Source organism: Aeromonas fluvialis, from assembly GCF_000819885.1.
Classification (GTDB): Bacteria; Pseudomonadota; Gammaproteobacteria; order Enterobacterales; family Aeromonadaceae; genus Aeromonas; species Aeromonas fluvialis.
This window is the reverse complement of record NZ_CDBO01000005.1, coordinates 1-20,889: the sequence shown is the minus strand read 5'-3', so window position 1 is coordinate 20,889 and position 20,889 is coordinate 1. Positions and strand designations below refer to the sequence as shown.

At 58.0% G+C, this 20,889-nt stretch carries 17 protein-coding genes and 1 tRNA gene; 14 read left to right on the top strand and 4 right to left on the bottom strand.

The features are described 5' to 3' along the window. Positions 1–7 precede the first annotated feature (7 nt). The 6 genes from chbC to chbG all read left to right on the top strand — a co-directional run bounded on the left by chbC (position 8) and on the right by chbG (position 6,402). Complete coding sequence (chbC, locus tag BN1125_RS00710) at positions 8–1,369, top strand: PTS N,N'-diacetylchitobiose transporter subunit IIC (RefSeq protein WP_042009867.1); 1,362 nt, start codon at positions 8–10, stop codon at positions 1,367–1,369. Positions 1,370–1,437: 68 nt separating this feature from the next. Further along, a complete protein-coding gene (locus BN1125_RS00705; RefSeq protein ID WP_042009865.1) occupies positions 1,438–2,820 on the top strand; it encodes a glycoside hydrolase family 1 protein in 1,383 nt (460 codons plus the stop codon). Positions 2,821–2,856: 36 nt separating this feature from the next. Then, the gene (gene chbA, locus BN1125_RS00700; RefSeq protein WP_042009863.1) at positions 2,857–3,210 is read left to right on the top strand and encodes a PTS N,N'-diacetylchitobiose transporter subunit IIA; all 354 of its coding nucleotides are present in this window, start codon (positions 2,857–2,859) and stop codon (positions 3,208–3,210) included. Between the two features lie 54 nt (positions 3,211–3,264). Then, the gene (chbR, locus tag BN1125_RS00695; protein WP_042009862.1) at positions 3,265–4,092 is read left to right on the top strand and encodes a transcriptional regulator ChbR; all 828 of its coding nucleotides are present in this window, start codon (positions 3,265–3,267) and stop codon (positions 4,090–4,092) included. 145 nt (positions 4,093–4,237) lie between these two features. Continuing rightward, positions 4,238–5,584 carry a 6-phospho-beta-glucosidase gene (locus tag BN1125_RS00690; protein ID WP_042009859.1) on the top strand — a complete coding sequence of 449 codons (1,347 nt, stop codon included), beginning with the start codon at positions 4,238–4,240 and terminating at the stop codon, positions 5,582–5,584. A gap of 53 nt (positions 5,585–5,637) precedes the next feature. Beyond that, positions 5,638–6,402, top strand: a complete 765-nt coding sequence (gene chbG, locus BN1125_RS00685; protein WP_042009858.1) for a chitin disaccharide deacetylase — start codon at positions 5,638–5,640, stop codon at positions 6,400–6,402. Positions 6,403–6,485: 83 nt separating this feature from the next. Here chbG and BN1125_RS00680 read toward each other — a convergent pair. Further along, positions 6,486–6,573: transfer RNA gene (locus tag BN1125_RS00680), tRNA-Ser, on the bottom strand. A gap of 208 nt (positions 6,574–6,781) precedes the next feature. On the opposite strand from BN1125_RS00680, the gene BN1125_RS00675 reads away from it, so the two are divergent. The 3 genes from BN1125_RS00675 (at position 6,782) to BN1125_RS00665 (ending at position 10,143) form a co-directional block, all read left to right on the top strand. Next, complete coding sequence (locus BN1125_RS00675; protein WP_042009855.1) at positions 6,782–7,438, top strand: Bax inhibitor-1/YccA family protein; 657 nt, start codon at positions 6,782–6,784, stop codon at positions 7,436–7,438. 164 nt (positions 7,439–7,602) lie between these two features. Continuing rightward, a complete protein-coding gene (yccS, locus tag BN1125_RS00670; RefSeq protein ID WP_042009990.1) occupies positions 7,603–9,768 on the top strand; it encodes a YccS family putative transporter in 2,166 nt (721 codons plus the stop codon). 24 nt (positions 9,769–9,792) lie between these two features. Further along, positions 9,793–10,143, top strand: coding sequence for a TusE/DsrC/DsvC family sulfur relay protein (locus BN1125_RS00665; protein ID WP_042009853.1), 351 nt, complete (start codon positions 9,793–9,795; stop codon positions 10,141–10,143). A gap of 99 nt (positions 10,144–10,242) precedes the next feature. Here the strand turns inward: BN1125_RS00665 and BN1125_RS00660 are convergent, their stop codons facing one another. The 3 genes from BN1125_RS00660 to BN1125_RS00650 form a co-directional block, all read right to left on the bottom strand. Then, positions 10,243–11,157, bottom strand: coding sequence for a Gfo/Idh/MocA family protein (locus BN1125_RS00660; RefSeq protein ID WP_042009852.1), 915 nt, complete (start codon positions 11,155–11,157; stop codon positions 10,243–10,245). A gap of 442 nt (positions 11,158–11,599) precedes the next feature. After that, a complete protein-coding gene (locus BN1125_RS00655) occupies positions 11,600–12,346 on the bottom strand; it encodes a dienelactone hydrolase family protein (protein ID WP_042009851.1) in 747 nt (248 codons plus the stop codon). Between the two features lie 367 nt (positions 12,347–12,713). Then, positions 12,714–13,664, bottom strand: coding sequence for a transposase (locus BN1125_RS00650; RefSeq protein WP_042009849.1), 951 nt, complete (start codon positions 13,662–13,664; stop codon positions 12,714–12,716). Positions 13,665–14,196: 532 nt separating this feature from the next. Between BN1125_RS00650 and BN1125_RS00645 the strand changes: the two genes are divergently transcribed. From BN1125_RS00645 to BN1125_RS18790, 5 genes are all read left to right on the top strand, one after another. Beyond that, on the top strand, positions 14,197–15,735 hold the full coding sequence (locus BN1125_RS00645) for an OmpA family protein (protein ID WP_042009848.1): 1,539 nt from the start codon (positions 14,197–14,199) through the stop codon (positions 15,733–15,735). 17 nt (positions 15,736–15,752) lie between these two features. After that, complete coding sequence (locus BN1125_RS00640; RefSeq protein ID WP_042009847.1) at positions 15,753–17,333, top strand: hypothetical protein; 1,581 nt, start codon at positions 15,753–15,755, stop codon at positions 17,331–17,333. A gap of 2 nt (positions 17,334–17,335) precedes the next feature. Then, positions 17,336–18,169 (top strand): hypothetical protein, encoded by an 834-nt coding sequence (locus BN1125_RS00635; protein ID WP_042009845.1) that lies wholly within the window; start codon positions 17,336–17,338, stop codon positions 18,167–18,169. Between the two features lie 348 nt (positions 18,170–18,517). Beyond that, complete coding sequence (locus BN1125_RS00630) at positions 18,518–20,017, top strand: histidine-type phosphatase (RefSeq protein WP_042009842.1); 1,500 nt, start codon at positions 18,518–18,520, stop codon at positions 20,015–20,017. 385 nt (positions 20,018–20,402) lie between these two features. Further along, on the top strand, positions 20,403–20,879 hold the full coding sequence (locus BN1125_RS18790) for a hypothetical protein (RefSeq protein ID WP_156993000.1): 477 nt from the start codon (positions 20,403–20,405) through the stop codon (positions 20,877–20,879). The last annotated feature ends 10 nt before the right edge of the window (positions 20,880–20,889 follow it).

Genomic DNA, 20,889 nt, shown 5'->3' with positions numbered 1-20,889 from the left:
GATCACTGTGAGCAACATCATCGCATCGTTGGAGAAGGTCATACTGCCCATTGCCGTCAAGCTGGGCAAACAGCCTCATGTCAACGCCATCAAAAACGGTTTTATCAAGCTGATGCCCCTGACGCTGGTGGGGGCCATGTTCGTGCTCATCAACAACGTCTTTTTGAGCTTTGGCGAAGGATCCTTCTTTTACTCCATCGGCGTGCGGATCGATCCCGCCACCATCGCCACCCTGGACGGCCTCAAGAGCATCGGCGGCAACGTCTACAACGGCACCCTGGGGATCATGTCCCTGATGGCCCCCTTCTTTATTGGTCTGGCGCTGGCCGAAGAGCGCAAAGCCGACCCGCTGGCCTCTGGCCTGCTCTCGGTGGCCGCCTTCATGACGGTCACCCCGTTCAGCGTCGGCGATGCCTATGCGGTCGGGGCCAACTGGCTCGGTGGCGCCAACATCATCTCCGGCATGCTGATCGGTATCGCCGTCGCAGAGATGTTTGCCTTCATCGTCCGTCGCAACTGGGTGATCACCCTGCCCGACAGCGTCCCGGCCTCGGTCTCCCGCTCCTTCTCGGCGCTCATCCCGGGCTTTATCATCCTCTCCATCATGGGGGTACTCTCCTACCTGCTGAACAACACCGGCACCAACTTCCACCAGATGATCATGGACAGCATCTCCACGCCGCTGGCCAACATGGGTGGTCTGGTGGGCTGGGTCTACGTGATCTTCTCCTCCTTCCTGTGGTTCTTCGGGGTACACGGCATGCTGGCGCTCACCGCGCTGGAGTCCGGCGTACTGTTCCCCTTCGCCCTCGAGAACGTCGCCCTCTACAACCAGTACGGTTCGGTCGAAGCGGCCATCGCGGCAGGCAAGGAGTTCCACTTCTGGGCCAAGCCGATCACCGACTCCTTCGTGTTCCTTGGCGGTACCGGTGCCACGTTGGGCCTCATCATCGCCATCTTCATGGTCTCCCGTCGTGATGACTACCGTCAGGTCGCCAAGCTGGGCCTGCCCTCCGGCATGTTCCAGATCAACGAGCCCATCCTGTTCGGCTTGCCGGTCATCATGAACCCCATCCTGCTGGTGCCCTTCATCCTGGTTCACCCGGTGCTGATGGGGATCACCATGGCGGCCTACTACGCTGGGATCATTCCCCCCATCACCAACATTGCGCCATGGACCATGCCTACCGGCCTGGGGGCCTTCTTCAACACCAACGGCAGCGTGGCCGCCTTCTGTCTGGCGATATTCAACCTGGGGGTCGCCACCTTGATGTATATCCCCTTCGTACTGATTGCCAACAAGGCGCAAGAGGTGATCGAGGAAGAAGAGGAGAGCGAAGAGGATATCGCTCTGGCCCTGAAGTTCTGATGACCGCCATTCAATTGACAACAAGGGAGGAGCAAAACTCCTCCCCCACCAGCCTGGAGAAGTAACCCATGCAGTATCGTTTTCCGGATAACTTCTGGTGGGGCAGCGCCAGCTCGGCCCCGCAGATGGAAGGTGCCGCCAACCGCGGCGGCAAATCCGCCAATATTTTTGACTACTGGTTCTCCATCGAACCGCAGCGTTTCCACAACGGGGTCGGCCCGACCGACACCTCCACCTTCTATGACAACTTCGAAAGCGACATCAAACTGCTCAAGCAGTTGGGGCATAATAGCTTCCGTACCTCCATCTCGTGGTCACGGCTGATCCCGGACGGGGTGGGCGAAATCAACCAGGAGGCGGTCAACTTCTACAACGCCGTCTTTGACCGGCTGCTGGCCGAGGGGATTACTCCCCTGATCAACCTCTACCACTTCGACATGCCGATGTGCATGCAGGAGCGCGGCGGCTGGGAGAGCCGTGAAGTGGTCGCCGCCTATGTGCGCTACGCGACCCGCTGCTTCGACCTGTTTGGCGGTCGTATCAAGCACTGGTTCACCTTCAACGAACCGATCGTGCCGGTCGAGTGCGGCTACCTTGGCCACTACCACTACCCCTGCGTGGTGGATTTTGGTAGGGCGGCCACCGTCGCCTACCACACCGCACTTGCCCATGCCGGTGCCGTGCAGGCCTATCGCGCCTGCCAGCATGATGGCGAAATCGGCATCATCCTCAATTTGAGTCCGACCTATCCCCGCTCGCAGGATCCGACTGATCTCGCCGCCTCCCGCATCGCGGATCTGCTGCTCAACAAGAGCTTCCTCGATCCGGCCCTGAAGGGGAGCTATGACCCCGAGCTGGTCGCGCTGCTAGAGCAGTACGACTTGCTGCCGCAGATCGAAGAGGGTGACAAGGCGCTGCTCGCCGCCGGCAAGGTGGATATCCTCGGCATCAACTACTACCAGCCGCGCCGGGTCAAGGCCAAAGAGGTGGCGTGGCAGGGCGTTCCACGCACGCCGGAAGATCTGTTCGACTACTACGAGATGCCGGGCCGCAAGATGAACCCCCACCGGGGCTGGGAGATTTACGAGCAGGGAATTTACGACATCCTCACCGAGTTGCGAGTCAACTACGGTAACCTGCCCTGCTACATCTCGGAAAATGGCATGGGTGTCGAAGGAGAGGAGCGCTTCATCGGCCCCGAGGGACGGGTGGAGGATGACTACCGCATCCAGTTCATTCGCGAGCACCTCGAGTGGCTGCATCGCGCACTGGAAGAGGGCAGTGCCTGTCGCGGCTATCACCTGTGGACCTTTATCGACAACTGGTCGTGGCTCAACGCCTACAAGAACCGTTATGGCTTCGTTCGCCTCGATCTGGAGAGCCAGCAGCGCACCATCAAGAAGAGTGGCTACTGGTTTGCCGAGGTAGCGCGCAACCATGGTTTTAATTAACGGTTTCAATCAACGCATTCACGTAAGGAACGACACATGTTCGATCTGGACAACATCACTGAAGAGGCCGCCACCTGCAACGATCTGGAAGAGGTGGTAATGGGGCTCATCATCAACTCAGGGCAGGCCCGCAGTCTCGCCTACACCGCCCTTAAAAAAGCCAAGGAGGGGGATCTGGCCGCCGCTCACCAGCTGATGGCCCAATCCCGCGAGGCGCTTAACGCCGCCCATCTGGTGCAGACCCAGCTAATCGAGGACGATCAGGGTGAGGGCAAGATCCCGGTCACTCTGGTGCTGGTCCATGCCCAGGATCACCTGATGACCTCCATGCTGGCCCGTGAGCTGATCAGCGAGCTGATCGAGCTGCACGAAAAGCTGCAGAACAAGTAACCTCGGGACGGGGCGAGAGGCCCCGCCATCGGCCAGCAGATCAGGAGGTGACTCATGAGCGTTAAAACAATCCGGGAAACCGAACTGTTTAACAACAAACCATTCCAAATGTTCATCTACAACAAGCAGGTGAGCGGAACCGGTTTGCACCAGCACGACTATTACGAGTTCACCCTGGTCCTGACCGGTCGTTACTATCAGGAGGTCAACGGCAAGCGGGTACTGCTGGAGCGGGGAGATCTGGTGTTTATCCCTATCGGTTCCCGCCACCAGAGCTTCTACGAGTTCGGCACCACCCGCATCTTCAACGTCGGGATCAGCCGCACCTATTTCGACGAGCACTTCAAATACCTGCTGCCGGAACACTTCGTCGCCTCACAGGCCTATGCGCTCAAGAGCGAGTTCCTCAGCTACATCGAGTCGGTACTGGTCTCGCCGGGCTTTAGGGAAGAGGCACTGACCGAATTTCTCGAAGTGGTGACCTACGCGGTGATGAACCGGCTGCGTCACTACAAGGACACCTCCGCCAGCGACGATCTCCCGCTCTGGCTCCACGATACCGTGGAGCGGATGCACGATCGCCCCCTCTTTGCCGAAGATGCGCTGGCCAACATGGTCTCCCTCTGTGGCAAGAGCCAGGAGTATCTGACCCGGGCCACCCGGCGTTACTACAACAAGACGCCGATGCAGATCATCAACGAGATCCGGATCAACTACGCCAAGATGCAGCTGGAGGTGACCAACAACTCGGTGGCCGATATCGCCTTCGAGACCGGCTACAACGACGTCAGCCTCTTTATCAAAAACTTCAAGAAGCTCACCTCGTTTACCCCGGGCAGTTACCGCAAATATCTCTATCCGAAATTCGAAAGTTCAGCCTGAGACCAGCGAGTTGCTGACCTAAACAACCCGGTTCAAGAGAACCCATCCATTGTGACCAGCCCCTGCCACAGGCGGCTGCGGCCTCTCTCACCATGAAGACAGAGCGGCCACCATCAAACCTAGAAAGATCGATGAAGAGGGATTTATGAGCGAGAAAATCAAGGTAGTCACCATAGGCGGCGGCAGCAGCTATACCCCCGAGCTGGTCGATGGTTTCATCAAGCGGTATGCCGAGCTGCCCATCAGCGAGCTGTGGCTGGTGGATATTCCCGCTGGCGAAGAGAAACTGAACATCATCTTCGACCTCTGCCAGCGGATGATCCGCCAGGCCGGCATCCCCATGATCCTGCACAAGACGCTGGATCGCCGCGAGGCACTGGTGGGTGCCCACTTCGTCACCACCCAGCTGCGGGTCGGCCAGCTGCAGGCACGAGAGAAGGATGAGCGCATTCCCTTGAGCCACGGCATGCTGGGGCAGGAGACCAACGGTGCAGGCGGCCTGTTTAAAGGGCTACGCACCATTCCGGTCATCTTCGACATCATCCGCGACGTCGAAGAGCTTTGCCCGGATGCCTGGCTGATTAACTTCACCAATCCGGCCGGCATGGTGACCGAAGCGGTGCGCCGTCATACCCACTTCCGCCGCTTTATCGGGGTGTGCAACATTCCGGTCGGCATGCAGATGTTTGTGCGCGACGCCCTCAAACTGACCGAACATGATCACCTCTCCATGGACTTGTTCGGCCTCAACCATCTGGTCTTTATCGGCGATGTGCTGGTCAACGGCGAATCCCGCTTTGACGAGCTGCTGGAAGGGGTCGCCGATGGCAGCCTGACCCGCGCCAGCTCGGTCAAAAACATCTTCGACCTGCCGTTCGACCCCGGTTTTATCCGCGGCCTGCGCCTGCTCCCCTGCTCCTACCTGCGTTACTACTTCAAGGAGAAAGAGATGCTGGGGATCGAGATGGGCGAGTTCTACAAGGGCGGCGCCCGGGCTCAAGTGGTGCAGCAGGTCGAGAAGAAGCTGTTCGAGCTCTACCAGAACCCCGAGCTGTGCGAAAAGCCCAAGGAGCTGGAGCTGCGTGGCGGCGCCTACTACTCCGATGCGGCCTGCGAGGTGATCAGCGCCATCTACAACGACAAGCAGAGCGAGCACTACGTCATCGTGCCCCATCAGGGTCATGTCACCAATATCCCGGCCGACTGGACGGTAGAGATGAGCTGCCTGATCGGGCGTGATGGCGCCATCCCCCACCCGCGCCTCACCCGCTTTGACGACAAGGTGAACGGGTTGGTGCACCTCATCAAGAGCTTCGAGATCGCCGCCGCCAAGGCCGCCATCAGCGGTGACTTCGATGACCTGCTGCTGGCGATGAACCTCAACCCGCTGATCCACTCCGACAACGATGCCCGCATCGTCGCCCGCGAGCTGCTGCTGGCCCACCGCGAACACCTGCCCCACTTCGCCGCCGCCATCGACGCCCTCGCCTGAGGCCAGCACGCCCCGCCCGAACCGGCGGGGCGCTTAACCGCAAGGGAACCCTCATGAGCAAGAGATTGATCATCAACGCCGACGACTTCGGCCTCTGCCGCGCCCAGAACTACGGCATCGTAGAGGCGTTCGAGCACGGGGTCGTCAGCTCCACCACTGCCATTGTCACCTCCCCCGCCATCGAGCACGCCGCCTGGCTGGCCAAACGCTTCCCCGATCTGCCAGTCGGGCTGCACTTTATGCTCAGCTGGGGCAAACCGCTCACACCGCTCCCCTCGCTGGTGAACGAACAGGGCGAGCTCAACAAGGGGATCTGGCACAAGAGCGAGGCGGGAGAGCTGGATCTGGCGGAGATATCCGGCGAGCTGGCGAGTCAGTATCAGCGCTTTGTCGCGATCTTCGGCAAGCAGCCAACCCATATCGACAGCCACCACCATGTTCATATGTTGCCGACTATCTACCCGCTGGTGGAGGCTTTCGCCAAGGCACATGGACTGCCCCTTCGCATCGACCGGGGCGAAATAGCCCGCCACGGCCTGACCGTCAACCACCCGCAAAGCTGCGATCGGTTCTACGACCGCTTCTACGGCGCGCAGCTGACCCAAAACAGCCTGCTGCAACTGCTCGATGAGGCCAGTGAACAGGGAGCCAATTCGCTCGAGATCATGTGCCACCCCTCCTTTATCGATCTGGAGATGCAGGGCAGCTCCTACTGCCAGCCCCGCCTCAACGAACTGGCGATCCTGACCGACCCGTCCCTGCCCGCCCTTATCGCCGAGCGCGGCTACCGCCTCGCCAGCTATCGGGAGTGGCAATAGCCAAAACGCCATCAGGTAGACCGGAAGAACCGCAGATACAAAAAAGCCCAAGCGGGTGACCGCTTGGGCTTTCTCTTTGAATATGGCGGAGGAGGTGGGATTTGAACCCACGGATGGTCGCCCATCGCCGGTTTTCAAGACCGGTGCATTCAGCCGCTCTGCCACCCCTCCGAACGGAGTGCATACTACGCTAAGCCCTTGTTCATATGCAATACATATTTCCTGTGGGATAGTGTGCGGGAGCAAAATGGCAGGTGGCTTGAAATTGTTCCTCGTCATCCCTATTTGTTCTACATACAATGCGTAAACATGCAGTAACAAACAGCGATCACGAGGCGGCTGCTCGCCGTCTCACCCGGACATCAAGAGGACACCCAAGATGGATACCCGTTCTATCTACACTGGCACCCAAAGTGCCGTACGCGATACCAACAAGGTGCTGCGTAACACCTATATGCTGCTCTCCCTCACTCTGGGCTTCTCTGCCGTGGTGGCGGGGGTCGCAACCGTGATGAACATGCCGCCCCTGCACTGGGCCGTGTTCCTGATCGGTGTCTACGGTCTGATGTTCCTGACCGAGAAGAATCGCAACAACGGTATGGGGCTGGTCTTCACCTTCGCCCTGACCGGTCTGCTGGGCTATAGCCTGGGCCCCATCATCAACATGTACATGAACAATGGTGGTGGCGAGATCGTGATGACCGCCCTGGGCGGCACCGCGCTGACCTTCTTCGGTCTGTCGGCCTATGCCCTGACTACCAAGCGTGACCTCTCTTTCATCGGCGGCATGCTGTTCGTCGGTTTCTGGGTACTGCTGGTGGCCATGGTTGCCAACATCTTCCTGCAGATGAGCGCCCTGAGCCTGGCCCTGTCCGCCATGTTCATGCTGTTCTCCTCCGGCGCCATCCTGCTGACTACCCAGCAGATCGTGCGCGGGGGCGAGACCAACTACATCTCCGCCACCGTCACCCTGTATGTCTCCATCTACAACATCTTCCTGAGCTTGCTGAGCCTGCTTGGCGGCAACCGCAACTAATCAAACACCCCGCTTCGGCGGGGTTTTTATTGGCGCCGATTTTTGTCAGGATAAGTGGTAAATCAAGGATATGAAGCGAAGTGGCCCTGATTTGGATCAGGGCCACTTCGCGCTTGGCGGGTTACTATCCCGCTCTCGTTTCGATCAAGGGTTTCACCTGTCTCATGCCGATGGATCTCTCTGGCCTGCTGCGCCGACTGCTGACCGATAGTCACATCTACTTCGCCCTCAAGGTGTTGCTGGCCATTCTCGGTCTGCTCGCCTTCACCCTGGCGACCGGCGACATCCAGCTCACAGTGCTGCTCTCCCTCGGGGTAGTGGCGGGGGCCATCGCCGAAACCGACGACAGCCTGTGGGGCCGGGTGAAAAATTTGGGGATGACCCTGCTCTGCTTCCTGTTTGCCTCATTGTGCGTGCAGTACCTCTACCCCACTCCCTGGCTGTTTGCCATCGGACTGGCGAGCTCCACCTTTATCTTCGTGATGGTGGGGGCGCTCGGTGCCCGCTACGCTACCATCAGCTTTGGCACCCTGCTGATCGCCATCTACACCATGCTGGGAGCCGCCCATGCGCCGAGCCTCTTCTACCAACCGCTGGCCCTCGGCGCCGGCGCCCTCTGGTACGGGCTGGTGTCGCTGCTCTGGCTCTGGCTGCTACCCTACAAGACGCTGCACGAGCAGTTGGCCCAGAGCTACTTCGCCCTTAGCCGCTACCTGCTGGAAAAATCCCGCTTCTTCCCGGCGGACGAGCACGGCGCCCAGGCCATTCGCCACAATCTGGCCCAGCTCAACATCAACCTAGTAAGCGCCCTCAACCTCACCAAGTCGGCCCTCAATGCGCGCCTGAGCCGCCGCCATCCGGCAAGCCCGGAGCTCGCCAGCCTGCTGCGTCTCTACCTGCTGGCGCTGGAAATTCACGAGCGGGCCACCTCCAGCCACTACCCCTACAGCCGGCTGGAAGCGGAGCTAAAACAGGGCATCGTACTGGAAGGATTTCAGGAGGTGCTCCTGCAACTCTCCGAGGCGTGCCAACGGTTGGGTTACGCCATTCTGGTCCACAAGCCCTATGCCCATAACAAGCGTATTCACTGGACGCTGGAGGCCCTTGGCGATCAGCTGGAGTTCACCCACCTCAAGCAGCACTACCCGAAAACCCTGCTGACACCGATGAAGTTCCTGCGCCGCAACCTGGCCAGCATCAACCTGCTGCTGGGCAGCGCTGAAGTGCTGCAAAACCCCGAACAGCCAGAGCAGGAGCTGCCCGCGCTGGCCAAGCCGCCCCGCCTGCCGCTGCTGGCCCAGCTCAAGCAGCACCTCACCTTGCACTCCATGGTGTTTCGCCACGCGCTGCGTTTGTCGCTCGGGCTGGTGATTGGCTACGGCATACTGCAAGCTTTTGACATGGAAAAGGGCTACTGGATTTTGCTGACCCTGCTGTTTGTCTGCCAGCCCAGCTACAGCGCCACCCGGCGCCGGCTGGTGCAGCGGATGCTCGGCACCTTCGCAGGTATTCTGGTGGGTATTCCGGTGCTCTGGCTCTTCCCCGAGTTGCACGCCCAGCTGGTGGTGATGGGGCTGGCAGCCTTCCTCTTCTTCACCCAGTTGCGTAATAACTACAGCGCTGCGGTCTGCTTTATCACCCTCTACGTGCTGATGGCATTCAACCTGCTCGATGGCATCGGCTTTGCGATCCTGGGACCACGGCTGCTCGACACCCTGCTCGGCTGTCTGCTCTCCTACGGGCTGGTGGCCTGGCTCTGGCCGGACTGGCAATACAAGCGCCTGCCGACCCTGATCGCCAATTCGCTGTCGGCCAACGCCCGCTACCTCTCGGCGGTGCTGGCGAGCCTCAAGCAGCAGCGGGATGAATCCATCGACTACCGGGTGGCGCGCAAGAGCGCCCATCTGGCGGACAGCGAACTGGCCACCGCCTGGCAGAGCATGCTGGTTGAGCCGCAAAAGCGTCGCAGCTTCCTCGATCTCTGCTTTACCCTCACCTGGCGCAACCACGCCCTGCTCTCCTACATCTCGGCGCTGGGGGCCCATCGCGACAAGCTGGAGGCCATCAGCGGGCTGGATGAAGTGCGCCACCACATCTGCCACACTCTGGAGCAGGCCGCCGGTCACTTGGCGGGCGCCCCCTCCAGCTCCATCGGTGGTCAGTGTCCCATTCTTTGCACGGACAGCAGCCCGGATAGCAGCGAGGAGCAGCTGATGCTGACCCAGCAGCTCAACCTGATCAGCGAGCTGGCGGATCAGCTGCTGCATCTGGCCAACGAGAGCCGGTTGCTCACCGGGGATCAAGGCGCTACCATGCCCGCCCAATCCTGATAGCCCCATTAGCGAGGAGCCCCCATGTCTGCGTCCGAACAACATCAGCTGGAATTCAACGGCCAACTCATCGAGACCGATGCCAAGGGCTACCTGCTCAACAGCAACGACTGGAGCGAGGAGCTGGCGCGGGTGTTGGCTGCGCAGGAGGGGATCGTGCTGGAGGAGCCGCACTGGGAAGTGGTGCGCTTTGTGCGCGCCTTCTATCTGGAGTTCAACACCTCCCCCGCCATCCGCGCGCTGGTCAAGGCGATGGAGAAGCAGTATGGCCCCGAGAAGGGCAACAGTCGCTATCTCTACAAGCTGTTCCCGGAAGGGCCCGCCAAGCAGGCGACCAAGATTGGCGGCCTGCCCAAGCCGGTGAAGTGCATCTGATCCCATAAAAACGGGGGCCGCAACTGCGGCCCCCGTTGTTTTTGATGCGCTATCTTCGCGCACCTTCCATTCATATCTCTTGCACTGACTCGGCCAGCCTTATCCTCGCTTGTCAGCCTGCGCCACCAACTGCTCCGCCAGCCGATGACCGTGCAGGTAGGAGGCGATCAGCTCGCTATCCGCTTTGCCGATTTCAATCTGCTGGTACCAGTGCGCCAGCATGGCGGCAAAGCCGCGCTGGGCCAGCACCGGCTGCCAGTCGTTGGGAGCCAGCATCTGCGCCTGCTTGTCGCGGGCCATGATGCCGCGGGTGCAGTTCTCAAGGTGCAGGGAGAGATTGTCGCCGTAAGCATCGATGCGCTCCTCGGTGATCCCGGCGCTGCGGTTCATGCTGCCGCTGATGGCGCGATCGCCGCTCTGCCAGCTGACACTCACCCCGGCCAGCAAGCTGTTATCCTGCGCATCGGGGCGCAAGACTGCATGGAGATCCCCCTGCGGCACGCCGCCATAGAAGCAGAGGCTGTCGAGCACATGGATAAAGTCGTCGAACATAAAATCCCGCGCCTTGCCGGGCAGAGCGAAGCGGTGTTTTTGCCAGTTAAGCTCGGTGAGCGGCTGGGCACGGGCCTCGAGCATGGCGGGCAGATAGCGGCGGTTAAAGCCGACAAACAGCGCACAATCCTGCGCGATGGCGAGGTTGGCCAGCACTTCTGCCTCGGCCAGATTGTCGCACAGGGGCTTGTCGACAAAGGTGGGGATACCCGCGCACAGGCACTGCTCGGCAAGCTCGCGGTGCACCGCGGTGGCGGCGTGGATCATCACGGCATCGGGACGGCTGGCCAGCATGGCCGCCACATCGGTAAAGCACTCTGCGACCCGATACTGGCGGGCCAGCTTCTCCAGCACCGATGGATTGCGGGTGCAGAACAGCGGGGTGATCCGCTCGTCGCTCGCCAAGAGCGGCAGATAGGCTTTCTGGGCGATATCGCCAAGACCAACCAGGGCAATGCGCATCTCAACTCCTTTTCACTCGATCACGGGACAAGCGGATAACTGCCCGCACCATTGCAGGATTTTCCCCGCAGATCCAGCCTGCCGTTATCGCGCTGGCTGGTGACAGCTTGTCTCTGCAATCAAACAGGCAGATATCCCGTACAAGGGTTTTCCCCGAAAGCACCTGCTCTCGGGGCTTTTTAAAAACCCTATCAAAAGGCTTCGCACGAAGCATCACCTCATCACATAAAATATTAAAAACAATGGGTTAGCATCATCACGGTGCTAACCCATTGGTCGTTTTTGGCCCCGTACCACACCGGGTACCGATGGCATACCCCACCATCGCAGGCGTTGCTGGCGCAGCCAGCACATCCCCATTGATGATAAGGGATGAAAAAGAGAGAACGCGCCTACGGCTGCCCAACATAACGCTCAGGTCAGCGCGCTCGATGCAGCACGATCAGCGTGCCGGGCCCGTCACCTCCGCCAGCCAGCTGATCAAGCGCTGCCAGGATTTGGTATCCGCCTGCTGATGATAACGCTCACTGCCAAACACGCTAAAGGCGTGGGGCGCGCCACTGTAGGTGGTCATCTCATGGCGCACGCCCGCTTGCTCCAACTGCTCAGCGAGGGTAGCAAACTCCTGCAGCGAGACCGAGGCATCTGCCGAACCGTGCTGGATCAGCAAGGCGGCATCGGTCTTGCTGTAATCCTGCCCCTCGGGGGTGGCCAAGCCACCATGCACACTCACCGCCCCGGCAAGCGGGCTACCGCTGCGAACCATTTCAAGCGCGGCCGCCCCACCAAAACAGTAACCCAGCAGCACCACCGGCCCCTGCCCCAGCGCTTGCCGCGTAGCAACAAGCCCCCCTTCGAGCAGTTGCCGCATCCGCCCACGATCCTGATAAAGCGCTCCGGTCGCCGCGCGCCTAGCCTCGACCGTGGCAGGGCGCACCCCCTTGCCAAACAGATCGACCGCAAAAACGTTGTAACCCAACTTGCCCAACATGGCACTGCGGGTGATCTCATAATCCGTCAAACCATCCCAATCGTGGATCAACAGAATAATCGGCCCCCCTGCCCGCCCCTTGGTCACATAACCTTCAAATTCGCCACCGGCAACCTGATAGTTCAGGCTGGCCGCCCACAGCGGGGCCGCCATCAATCCGCCGATCAGGGCCGTTATCAGTGAGCCTATCCCTTTCATCTGCTCTCTCCTTTGTGTTGCTTGACCATCTGCTGCGTGGTGTGGCGGTCGTCAGCGGGTTGGGCCGCATATGAACCACAGCCAAGTGTAGGCAGAAGAGCGCTCTTCCACCGTAATACATCAATAGGTATAACAGCTCAAATTGGGACACCCTCCTTTTGGTTGGGGCAAATTGAGACACCCTCCTTTTGGAACAAGCCACTATCGAGCAGTTGCAGGCACCATAAGGGTGTTGCATCTGAACTGATGCCTGCAAAAGTCAGCTAGTGAGAGCGATTTTCAGGTTTAGAAAGCAGCAGCCCCTGCACAGCCATTCATTGAACTGTGTGCAATACCCGGAGCTATCGGCAGGGTGGACGCGAAGCAATCAAAGCCGTGGCTGATGGCAGCGCCGCTGGCCACAGTGGCGGGCAAACTGCTGGCATTGATCTCTGTCTCCCACCACTCTGATCCCTTGTCGCCTGAACAGCGTCACCTGTTTCAACCAGCGAACACCATCAAGACCCAATCGTTCCAGAATTGGTCCAAGTTGGGCCGGAATATGACCCCGCTTGTCGGGCCGAATAGCACGGCCTGTCCAATCAACCAGCATCAGGTAGTCGGTTAAGGCATAGGGTAATTCTTCAGGCTTCCCCTGGCTGGCAAAAGGCAGCAAAAGTGGTGGCAAAACCTCAGTAGTAGCAGGCTTATCAAGGCGCTGTTTGATACTGGTGTAGTCACTCTGCTCTGGCCGATCGGTCAACGCGGCTCGTATCGGGTTGAGGTCAACATACGCCATACAGGCCAACAAGGCTGATTCGGTGAGCAACGCCTGGCTCTTGAAGCGGCCCTCCCAGAAATGGCCCTTGCAACCATCTTCCTGATTGGCCTGACGGGCCAGATTTTCATTGAGTAGCCGAATAAACCAGCTGATGGAGTGAAGCCGCTCCCGCCATTGGGCCAGCAATTGCTGCACAACAGCCAGTTCAGGCTCGATCAACATCTCCCCTTGATACCAACGCCTAACCAACAGCGGCCACTGGAAAAGCGCAGCCCAGCGCTCAGCCACCTCCCGCTCACTCCAGTTGGCTGCGGTATCGGGCTCCACCTTTAGCACCAGATGATAGTGATTGCTCATCACCGCATAAGCACAAATACCGATTGCAAACAGCCGCGATAGTTGCCCCAACTTGTCGACCACCCACTGACGCCGATGCTCGTAACTCTGGCCTGAATGGGCATCGTCACCACACAGAAAGGCTCGCCGCACACAGCGGCTGACCACATGGTAGTAAGGCGTATCCTGCAAGCTGATTTGACGTGAACGGGCAATGGTCATGGCACATCCCTCAAAGGTGACCTCTCAAGTCAAGAACAGCACTACGCCACTGTCAAAAAGGTGGGCAAAAAGGTGGGTGTCCCAGATTTCCCCAGATTTCCGGTAGGTGTCCCAGATTTCCGGTATCTCGAACCAACATGGCCCGAAGAGCGATCCCCTCTCACAAACGACATGAGAGTAACGCGCCCTCCCCGCCACCAATAAAAAACAATTTGATAACATATTTTAAAAGACGAAGCTTTTCTGATGGTTACATCACTTTTGCGCTCGCCTGAACAGCTTCGTTTGGCTTATCATAGCCACTCGATACCTATGAAAACGCATAGATATTGCTTCTTCTGACAATCAGGTCATATAAGACACAGCAATTGAAGTGAATTAGTGCATTTGGCGCTGATAATCAAAAGCAGCCAGCGCTAATGCGTCCAAAGCCAATAGCTGTCGATATTTTACCGCCCCCGAAGAAGCTTTGATGCCGGTTTTATTGGTATGTCTCAATCTCGCGATTAAATAAAAATGGCAAGGAATAGCTATGGATAAATCGTTTCGTCTTGCGTCTATCAGCGGTGTGCTGATCGTGGCTGTTGGTTGCAGTTCTCAGCAGATGCAGAATTTCAAATCTACTGTCAATGACATTGGCAAAGATTACGGTATGCCGGTTCTTTGTGGGGCTGGCATTATAGCCGGTGGAGCTGCAGGTTACGCGCTCAACGGGAAGAAAGGTGCTGTCGCAGGGGGCGCCATCGGGGGAGCACTAGGCTGTGCTGCAGGCTATATGTGGCAGTCCCGGCTACAAGAGCTGGACCGGATAGCCAAGGAAGAAAATCTCAACATTGCCACCGAGAAACTGACCGTTGCCGAGCCAGCAGCAGTTACGGGAGTGCCACAGGATGCAGGACTGGTAGCTCAGATACCCGATTCCGGCATGTTTGCAGTTGGCTCTGATCAATTGACAGAAAGCGGTCTGCGAGTGGTCACAAAACTGGCCCAGCTCTATTCCAAACCCGCCGCCGCTGACGCCTCGAATGCGCGCCGCATTCTCCTCGTCGGCCACAGTGACGCCACCGGCCCTACAGAACTCAATCTGCGACTGTCAGAGCAACGTGCAAGAGCCGTCGGCAAGGTCCTGGTCGCATCGGGTATCCCGGCCTCTTCCATTTATTATCAAGGTGCTGGTTCTTCTCGCCCTATCGCAGACAACAGTGATCCCTTGCTTCGCGGCCAGAATCGCCGGGTCGAAATTGTAGAACTGGCAAACGAACAGGCCTTGGTCATGCGAGCCCAATCCGAAGAGAGCAATACCCGATATCTGCGTTATGGGACTTCCGAGACCATCAAACCTCGTGTGGCGGCGACCAGACCTGCGGCTCAGTCCGCAAGCGGTTCAAGCAAGGTGACGGCCACGTCGCAAACAGCTCCTCGTCAAACCACAGCCAAGCAAAGCGCCCCAGACACCAGCATGGCCAAGGCCGCTCCCGACGCCAAGGCAGCAGTGGACTTCGGCGGCAAGCCTGCTGACACCTATCAATGGAACATGGCTCAGAACATCAAGCCCAAAGCGAGCGGTTTTGCACTGATTAGCAGCGCATACGCAAGCGACATGCCGATGTCGAGCTGTGAGGCAGATAAGCCCCGCAGTGCTGGCCAGGTACTGAGCATGGCGGACGACAAACCTCTCCCACGCCATGCCACCAAGGAGTACATGCCCGGCTATAACAATCGCGTCTGGGCCAATACCGTCAACGGCCACCTAGTGACAGTCTCTCCAGTTTCCATCTTGCGTGACAACGCCAAGGTCGATCGTCAACCGATCCTGCAGGTGGTTCAGGGTTACAAATCTTCGAATCAGAAGAAGCCTCAGACCCTCAAGGCGGTAGCCAACACCTATGAGGGAGAAAGTGAAGTGCTTTACCGCGTCTTCACCAGCGATCCCAAGGCATCGGTGTCCTGCATGGATCTCGTGTTCAGCAAAGGCAACGCCGAGGTAAGCCAAGGAGCCCTGTTCTATCCGGCAGGTCCCGAGGCTTATGTTGCCTCCTACAAGCCCATTCCCGCCACCCATTCCAAATAAGAAAACGGAGAAACTTAGTGGAAGACTTTTCTTTGGCAGCGCTCAAAGCGCTGATCCTCGCCAACCAGATGCTGACCGTTGGCCTTGTTTCATTCCTCATCAGTGCCGTTGTGGTATGGCGGCATTGGGAGAATGTCTCCTACTTCCTGATCCGGGTATGGCACAGCCTCCCTCTCATCGGGACCGTGGCTCGCCTCGCGCGCAAACCAGCCTCGGTCGATGGGGATGGCTGGATCAACCATGAAGTGACCCTGTCCAATGTGTATTACCGCGAATACAAGAAGCATTTAAAAGGAACCGATGCCTACAACGCATCCCTCGACTACCTGGCCAAGGCAGGAGAGGCTGGTCGCTCCCCGCGTCCTGCGTGGGTTCTGGCCTTGGTGCTGGTGCTGGTACTGGTCGAGGCAATGGGGTTTGCCTACGTGCTCGCAGGTTGGATGAACATGGACGCATCAACCAATGACCGTCACCTGCTGGCGGCCGCGACAGCGCTATTGCTTGCCGTCGCATCCGCATTTCTAGCGGAAGTTGCCGGGCACTCCCTGCATCACAACAGTCTGATAGCCCGTGCGCGCCACTGGTGGCAAGGGGAAGAGCCATCCAAACGCTCTCGTACCCTCAAGGCAAACAAGGCCATCAATCTGGAAGACTCCTTCTCGGATTCTGACAAACCTGACTATGAACAACTGCTGGCACGCCTGAAGGATGTGAATTCCAATGTTAGCCGCAAGTTTGTCTGGCTGATTGTCTGTGCTTCGTTTGTTGTCTGCATGGCTGTTGGCGCCTTCGTGGTACGCTCCGCGACCCTCGACAGCATCGAGACCGAGATGGTCAACAACATGCGTGCAGAAACAACGGCGCAGCATGACAGCAGTATGAGTTCGCCATTTGATCTGCCGGAAGAGTCTCAAGCCATCAACAACGAGGCGGAAGAGGCCACCATCGAAGACAAGATGCAGGCAATCCGTGAGGCCAGCCTGACCACCTACGTCATGCTGTCGCTCATCTACATCGCCATCCAGGGGATCAGCATCTGGCTTGCCAGCAAATACCATTTTGCGGGCACCCATTCCAAAACAGCCTGGCGTCTGACTCACGAGTACGCGACTGCCGAGGAGATGCTGGACGCGATGGACCAGCAACGCACAGCCATTGCCAGCCATGCCGATGACAAACTCCGCCGTTTGCAGACCCTGTTGTCGAGCCGTGACCATACCAACTCTGCTGTGCTAGGTGCGCTAGAAGGGGAGAAATCTGCCCGTCGTAACTTCCTGGCCTTTATTGAAAAACCGAGCACTGTACCGTCCAAGGCAGCCCCTCAGGCAACTCCGGCAGCGCAAGCCGAAGCGGCACCTGCCGTACAACCTGCAGTTGCTCAAGCAGAAACGAAGGCCCTATCTACCACAGATGTCCCCAACCAAGCCGGATCTATCGTCAAGGCCACTGATTTCCATGATGTCACTGGCCTGCCCGAAGAGAGCCTGGCCGCGGCCAGCCGCGCACTCGGGGTAGATGAAGAGCAGTTGCGTGATATCCGTGAGCAACAGATGGCCCTCAAGACCCTGGGCCTCTTTCCCGCCAAGCAGAGAGCCTAATCGTGAAGATCACCCAGATATTACTACTGGCGTTGACGCTGCCTTGTGCAGCGTTGGCGGCCGAGCGTAACGATATACAGAGCTGCTATGAGCGCAATGGTCTGACCGACATCAAACCGGCGGGCACCGGCCGCGAGCTGGTAGTCATCATCGACCAGACCATTCCGATGCCTGAAGACCTGCAACGGAGCAGTTGGGGGCAGATCGAACGGTTCGTCCAGGCCGGTGATCGCGTCAAGCTCTATACCTTCTCCGCCTTCTTGCCTGGCGAATACCTTCGCCTGACTTACGCGGGGCAACTGGATATGCCGCTGGAAGGGGAAGTCCGGGACGATGTCAGCATGCGCAAATTGCGCGGTCTGGACACCTGCCTGACAACGCAGAGCAAGGTATTTCGTAACGGCTTTGGCAAACAGTTTGTCAAAGCGCTGCGTGATGCCCGCCAAGACATCCCCAAGAGCGAGATCATGAATTCGCTGCGAAAGGTTGGCGAAGATATGAAGGCCGAGCAAGGCGTCAACGACCGCGTCGTGTTCCTACTTTCAGACATGCTGGAACACTCCGATTACACCAGCTTCTATGCCACCAACAAGATCAAGCAGCTCAATGTCGGCGACGAACTCAAGCAGGCCAAGAGCAAGGGGCTGTTTGCCGATCTGCAAGGCGCTCGCGTCTACGTCACGGGCGCCGGGCTGGTTACCGACGCGGTTAAACATGCCTATCGTTCCGGCAAAACCATGGATTCACTCGGTGACTTCTGGTCACAGTACTTCGAGCACTCCCATGCCACTCTGGTGAACTTCGGAGCCCCCAGCCTGAGCACGGATTTGCAGTAACCGTCACATCCACAGGCAGAGCTCCGCGCTTCCCCCTATCACACAAGGGCGACCAACCGGTTGCCCTTGTTATTTTCATTGCTGCCCACCTGCTCCCTGCGGGATCGCGTTTTTATTGCCATCTGATTGCTCCTGCCAAACACGTCATGGACGGATCCCATGCCCATCGATCAGGCAGGCCAAGATCACAGAAGCGCTCCCTGATGGGCATGTGCGTATTCCCACGTCTGTCCCCTTGCTCACTTTTTTATCAGAAGTCATCTCTCTGTCATCTGGCTGACATCCCGCGGTCATTTTCAAGCCATAGAGTTTTTCACTTATTTTTCATATTGATAGATAAGGAACATCATGACTTTCCCGCGCTCTTCTTATGTGGCTTTGGCCGTCTCGCTGGTCTTGCTTGGCGGCTGCCAGTCAGAGAACAAATCGTCTGCCGACAACCAGGACAAAACCGCCTATCAATACAGCACCAAAGCGGTCTACAGCCCGCAGCAGCAGGCAGAGAGCTACGAGCCAGCGCCCCAGGGGTTCAGCCCGGTCTTTACCGAGATGGTGGCGCGCCACGGCTCGCGCTCCCTCTCCAGCCCGAAATATGACGTGCTGACCAAGCTGGTATGGGAAGAGGCGCAGCGTCAGGGGGCGCTCACTACCCTCGGGCAGGGGCTGGGAGGCAAGGTCGATCTGGTGACGGCCGCCAACCAGAAACTGGGCTATGGCCTGCTCTCGGCGCTGGGCAAGGAGGAACACGCCAATCTCGCCACCCGGCTGGCGGCGCGGCTGCCGACCCTGCTCAACAGCAGCGAGCCCCACTGCATCAAGGTGGTCACCTCGGGCAAGGACAGGGCCAACGAAAGCGCCTTCTACTTTATGGAGAGCCTCAAGCGCAACGTGAGCTATGTCAGCGACTCGGCGCAGTGCTACCTCACGCAGGATGACCCCTCGAAGATCGACAAAAAGCTGGTCAACAAGTTCGAGCTCTACTTCCACAAGACCACGCCCGAGGGGGATTACGCCCGCTACCTGCCCGCCTATGAGAGCTACCAGCGCTTTATCGGCGACGAGGATGCCGCAATCGCCCCGGCCCCCGAGCTGGCCAGGGCGCTGGATCAGCTTAAAAACCTGAGCAAGACCAAAGAGATGGCCCGCAGCATGCTGGAGCGTATCTACAGCAAGGGCTTTGTCGACTATCTGGCGGGCGGCGTCGAGTTTGTCGCCGTCAACCCGGAAGATGGCGGCATGACCTATGTGCGCGACGAAGTGGATGCCGCCCTGATGCTCTACAACCTCTTTATCATCGGCCCCGGCATGATCCGCGAAGCGCAGGCACAGGGCAGCGAACCCTGGGCGCTGGAGCAGTTCCTGACCCCGGAGGAGTCGGCCTGGTTCTCCTACCTCTCCGATGCGGAAGATTTCTACGAGAAGGGGCCGAGCTTTGCCAACCAGAGCGCCCCCTACGCCATTGCCCAGCCGCTGCTCGACGGCCTGTTTGGCGAGGTGCAGCGTCAGGTAGTGGAGGGCGAGCAGAGCCGACGGGCCACCCTGCGCTTTGCCCACGCCGAAGCCATTATCCCCCTCGCCGCCCTGATGAAGCTGGAAGGGAGCCGTCAGGGGGCCAGCCCGGATCAGCTGTTCAGCCAGCAGAACAACGAGTGGCGCGGCGGCTGGGTCTCCCCCTATACCGCCAATATCCAGTGGGATATCTACCAGAACGGGCAGCGGCAGGTGCTGGTCAAGATGCTCTACAACGAAAAGGAGATCGCCTTTAAAACGGGCTGTCAGCCCTACCAAAGCGGCAGCCACTACTACGACTTCGAGGAGCTCAAGCGCTGCTACGGCTATAACGGCTAACCCCAAACACGCCGGATATGGCAATCACAAGGGGCGACCTGCTGGTCGCCCCAATTCACTCCCCTTCCCTGCTTGTCAAAGCGGGATATGGCTATAAAGCCGCCTTCCAGTTCCATTTGCTGATCAAGCTCAAAAAATGATTAATTTTTGATAATTGAGTCACTTAAAGGCTCGCTTCGGCAGTTTCGTTTGGCTTACCATGGCCAGCCAGAACCTGTTGAACTGCGATGGGTTGCTGCCAGCGCAGGTCAAGGGAGCATATTGGAGGCTGTAATCCACGGGCGGTAGCGTGAGATTTGGTGGCGTTACGCCTCACACAAAAAGGTGGGTGTCCCAGATTTACCAGATTTACCTTTCCCATATATTTTTAATAGTGAGCTTTGTAATGAAAAATAACACCTTACGGGTGCTTGTTACTAAAAATGGACATTGCAACCTTGATTCATTTCCGTTGCGATTTGGTTTTAAATGTGACATTGATACAACAATCGAAATATCAAATGCATTCACAGTTAATATTGATTGTAAATCAGAAAGAATAAAATACGAGGGTTCGATTAAATGCCCCGTAACCGGTAGAATGATCCGAGGTTATTTTGTTGTTCAGGAATCTAACAAAGGATTACCATTAGAACTTGTGACTGCTTGGCGATTTAATGACAATGTGGAATTTTACTTGTCAGAGGTGTTGAAACGTTTAAGAAAGTCTGGTGTTATATCGTCAGAGTGGTTGCTGAGAAATCATAAACTATATATTTCTGGCAAGCTGAGAACCCACAAAGATCTTGTAGAGATTTTATCAAAAGAGATGAGTTTATCAGCAATAGAGAACGTTAGATCTGAGGCTGAAAAGACAACCTGATTACCCATGA

Excerpts from the sequence above, each read along its gene's own strand:
- BN1125_RS00630 (WP_042009842.1), top strand. The coding sequence starts at position 18,518 with ATGACTTTCCCGCGCTCTTCTTATGTGGCTTTGGCCGTCTCGCTGGTC.
- BN1125_RS00665 (WP_042009853.1), top strand. The coding sequence starts at position 9,793 with ATGTCTGCGTCCGAACAACATCAGCTGGAATTCAACGGCCAACTCATC.
- BN1125_RS00690 (WP_042009859.1), top strand. The coding sequence starts at position 4,238 with ATGAGCGAGAAAATCAAGGTAGTCACCATAGGCGGCGGCAGCAGCTAT.
- BN1125_RS18790 (WP_156993000.1), top strand. The coding sequence starts at position 20,403 with ATGAAAAATAACACCTTACGGGTGCTTGTTACTAAAAATGGACATTGC.
- chbG (WP_042009858.1), top strand. The coding sequence starts at position 5,638 with ATGAGCAAGAGATTGATCATCAACGCCGACGACTTCGGCCTCTGCCGC.
- BN1125_RS00675 (WP_042009855.1), top strand. The coding sequence starts at position 6,782 with ATGGATACCCGTTCTATCTACACTGGCACCCAAAGTGCCGTACGCGAT.
- BN1125_RS00645 (WP_042009848.1), top strand. The coding sequence starts at position 14,197 with ATGGATAAATCGTTTCGTCTTGCGTCTATCAGCGGTGTGCTGATCGTG.
- BN1125_RS00705 (WP_042009865.1), top strand. The coding sequence starts at position 1,438 with ATGCAGTATCGTTTTCCGGATAACTTCTGGTGGGGCAGCGCCAGCTCG.
- yccS (WP_042009990.1), top strand. The coding sequence starts at position 7,603 with ATGCCGATGGATCTCTCTGGCCTGCTGCGCCGACTGCTGACCGATAGT.
- BN1125_RS00660 (WP_042009852.1), bottom strand. The coding sequence starts at position 11,157 with ATGCGCATTGCCCTGGTTGGTCTTGGCGATATCGCCCAGAAAGCCTAT.
- BN1125_RS00655 (WP_042009851.1), bottom strand. The coding sequence starts at position 12,346 with ATGAAAGGGATAGGCTCACTGATAACGGCCCTGATCGGCGGATTGATG.
- BN1125_RS00650 (WP_042009849.1), bottom strand. The coding sequence starts at position 13,664 with ATGACCATTGCCCGTTCACGTCAAATCAGCTTGCAGGATACGCCTTAC.
- chbR (WP_042009862.1), top strand. The coding sequence starts at position 3,265 with ATGAGCGTTAAAACAATCCGGGAAACCGAACTGTTTAACAACAAACCA.
- chbA (WP_042009863.1), top strand. The coding sequence starts at position 2,857 with ATGTTCGATCTGGACAACATCACTGAAGAGGCCGCCACCTGCAACGAT.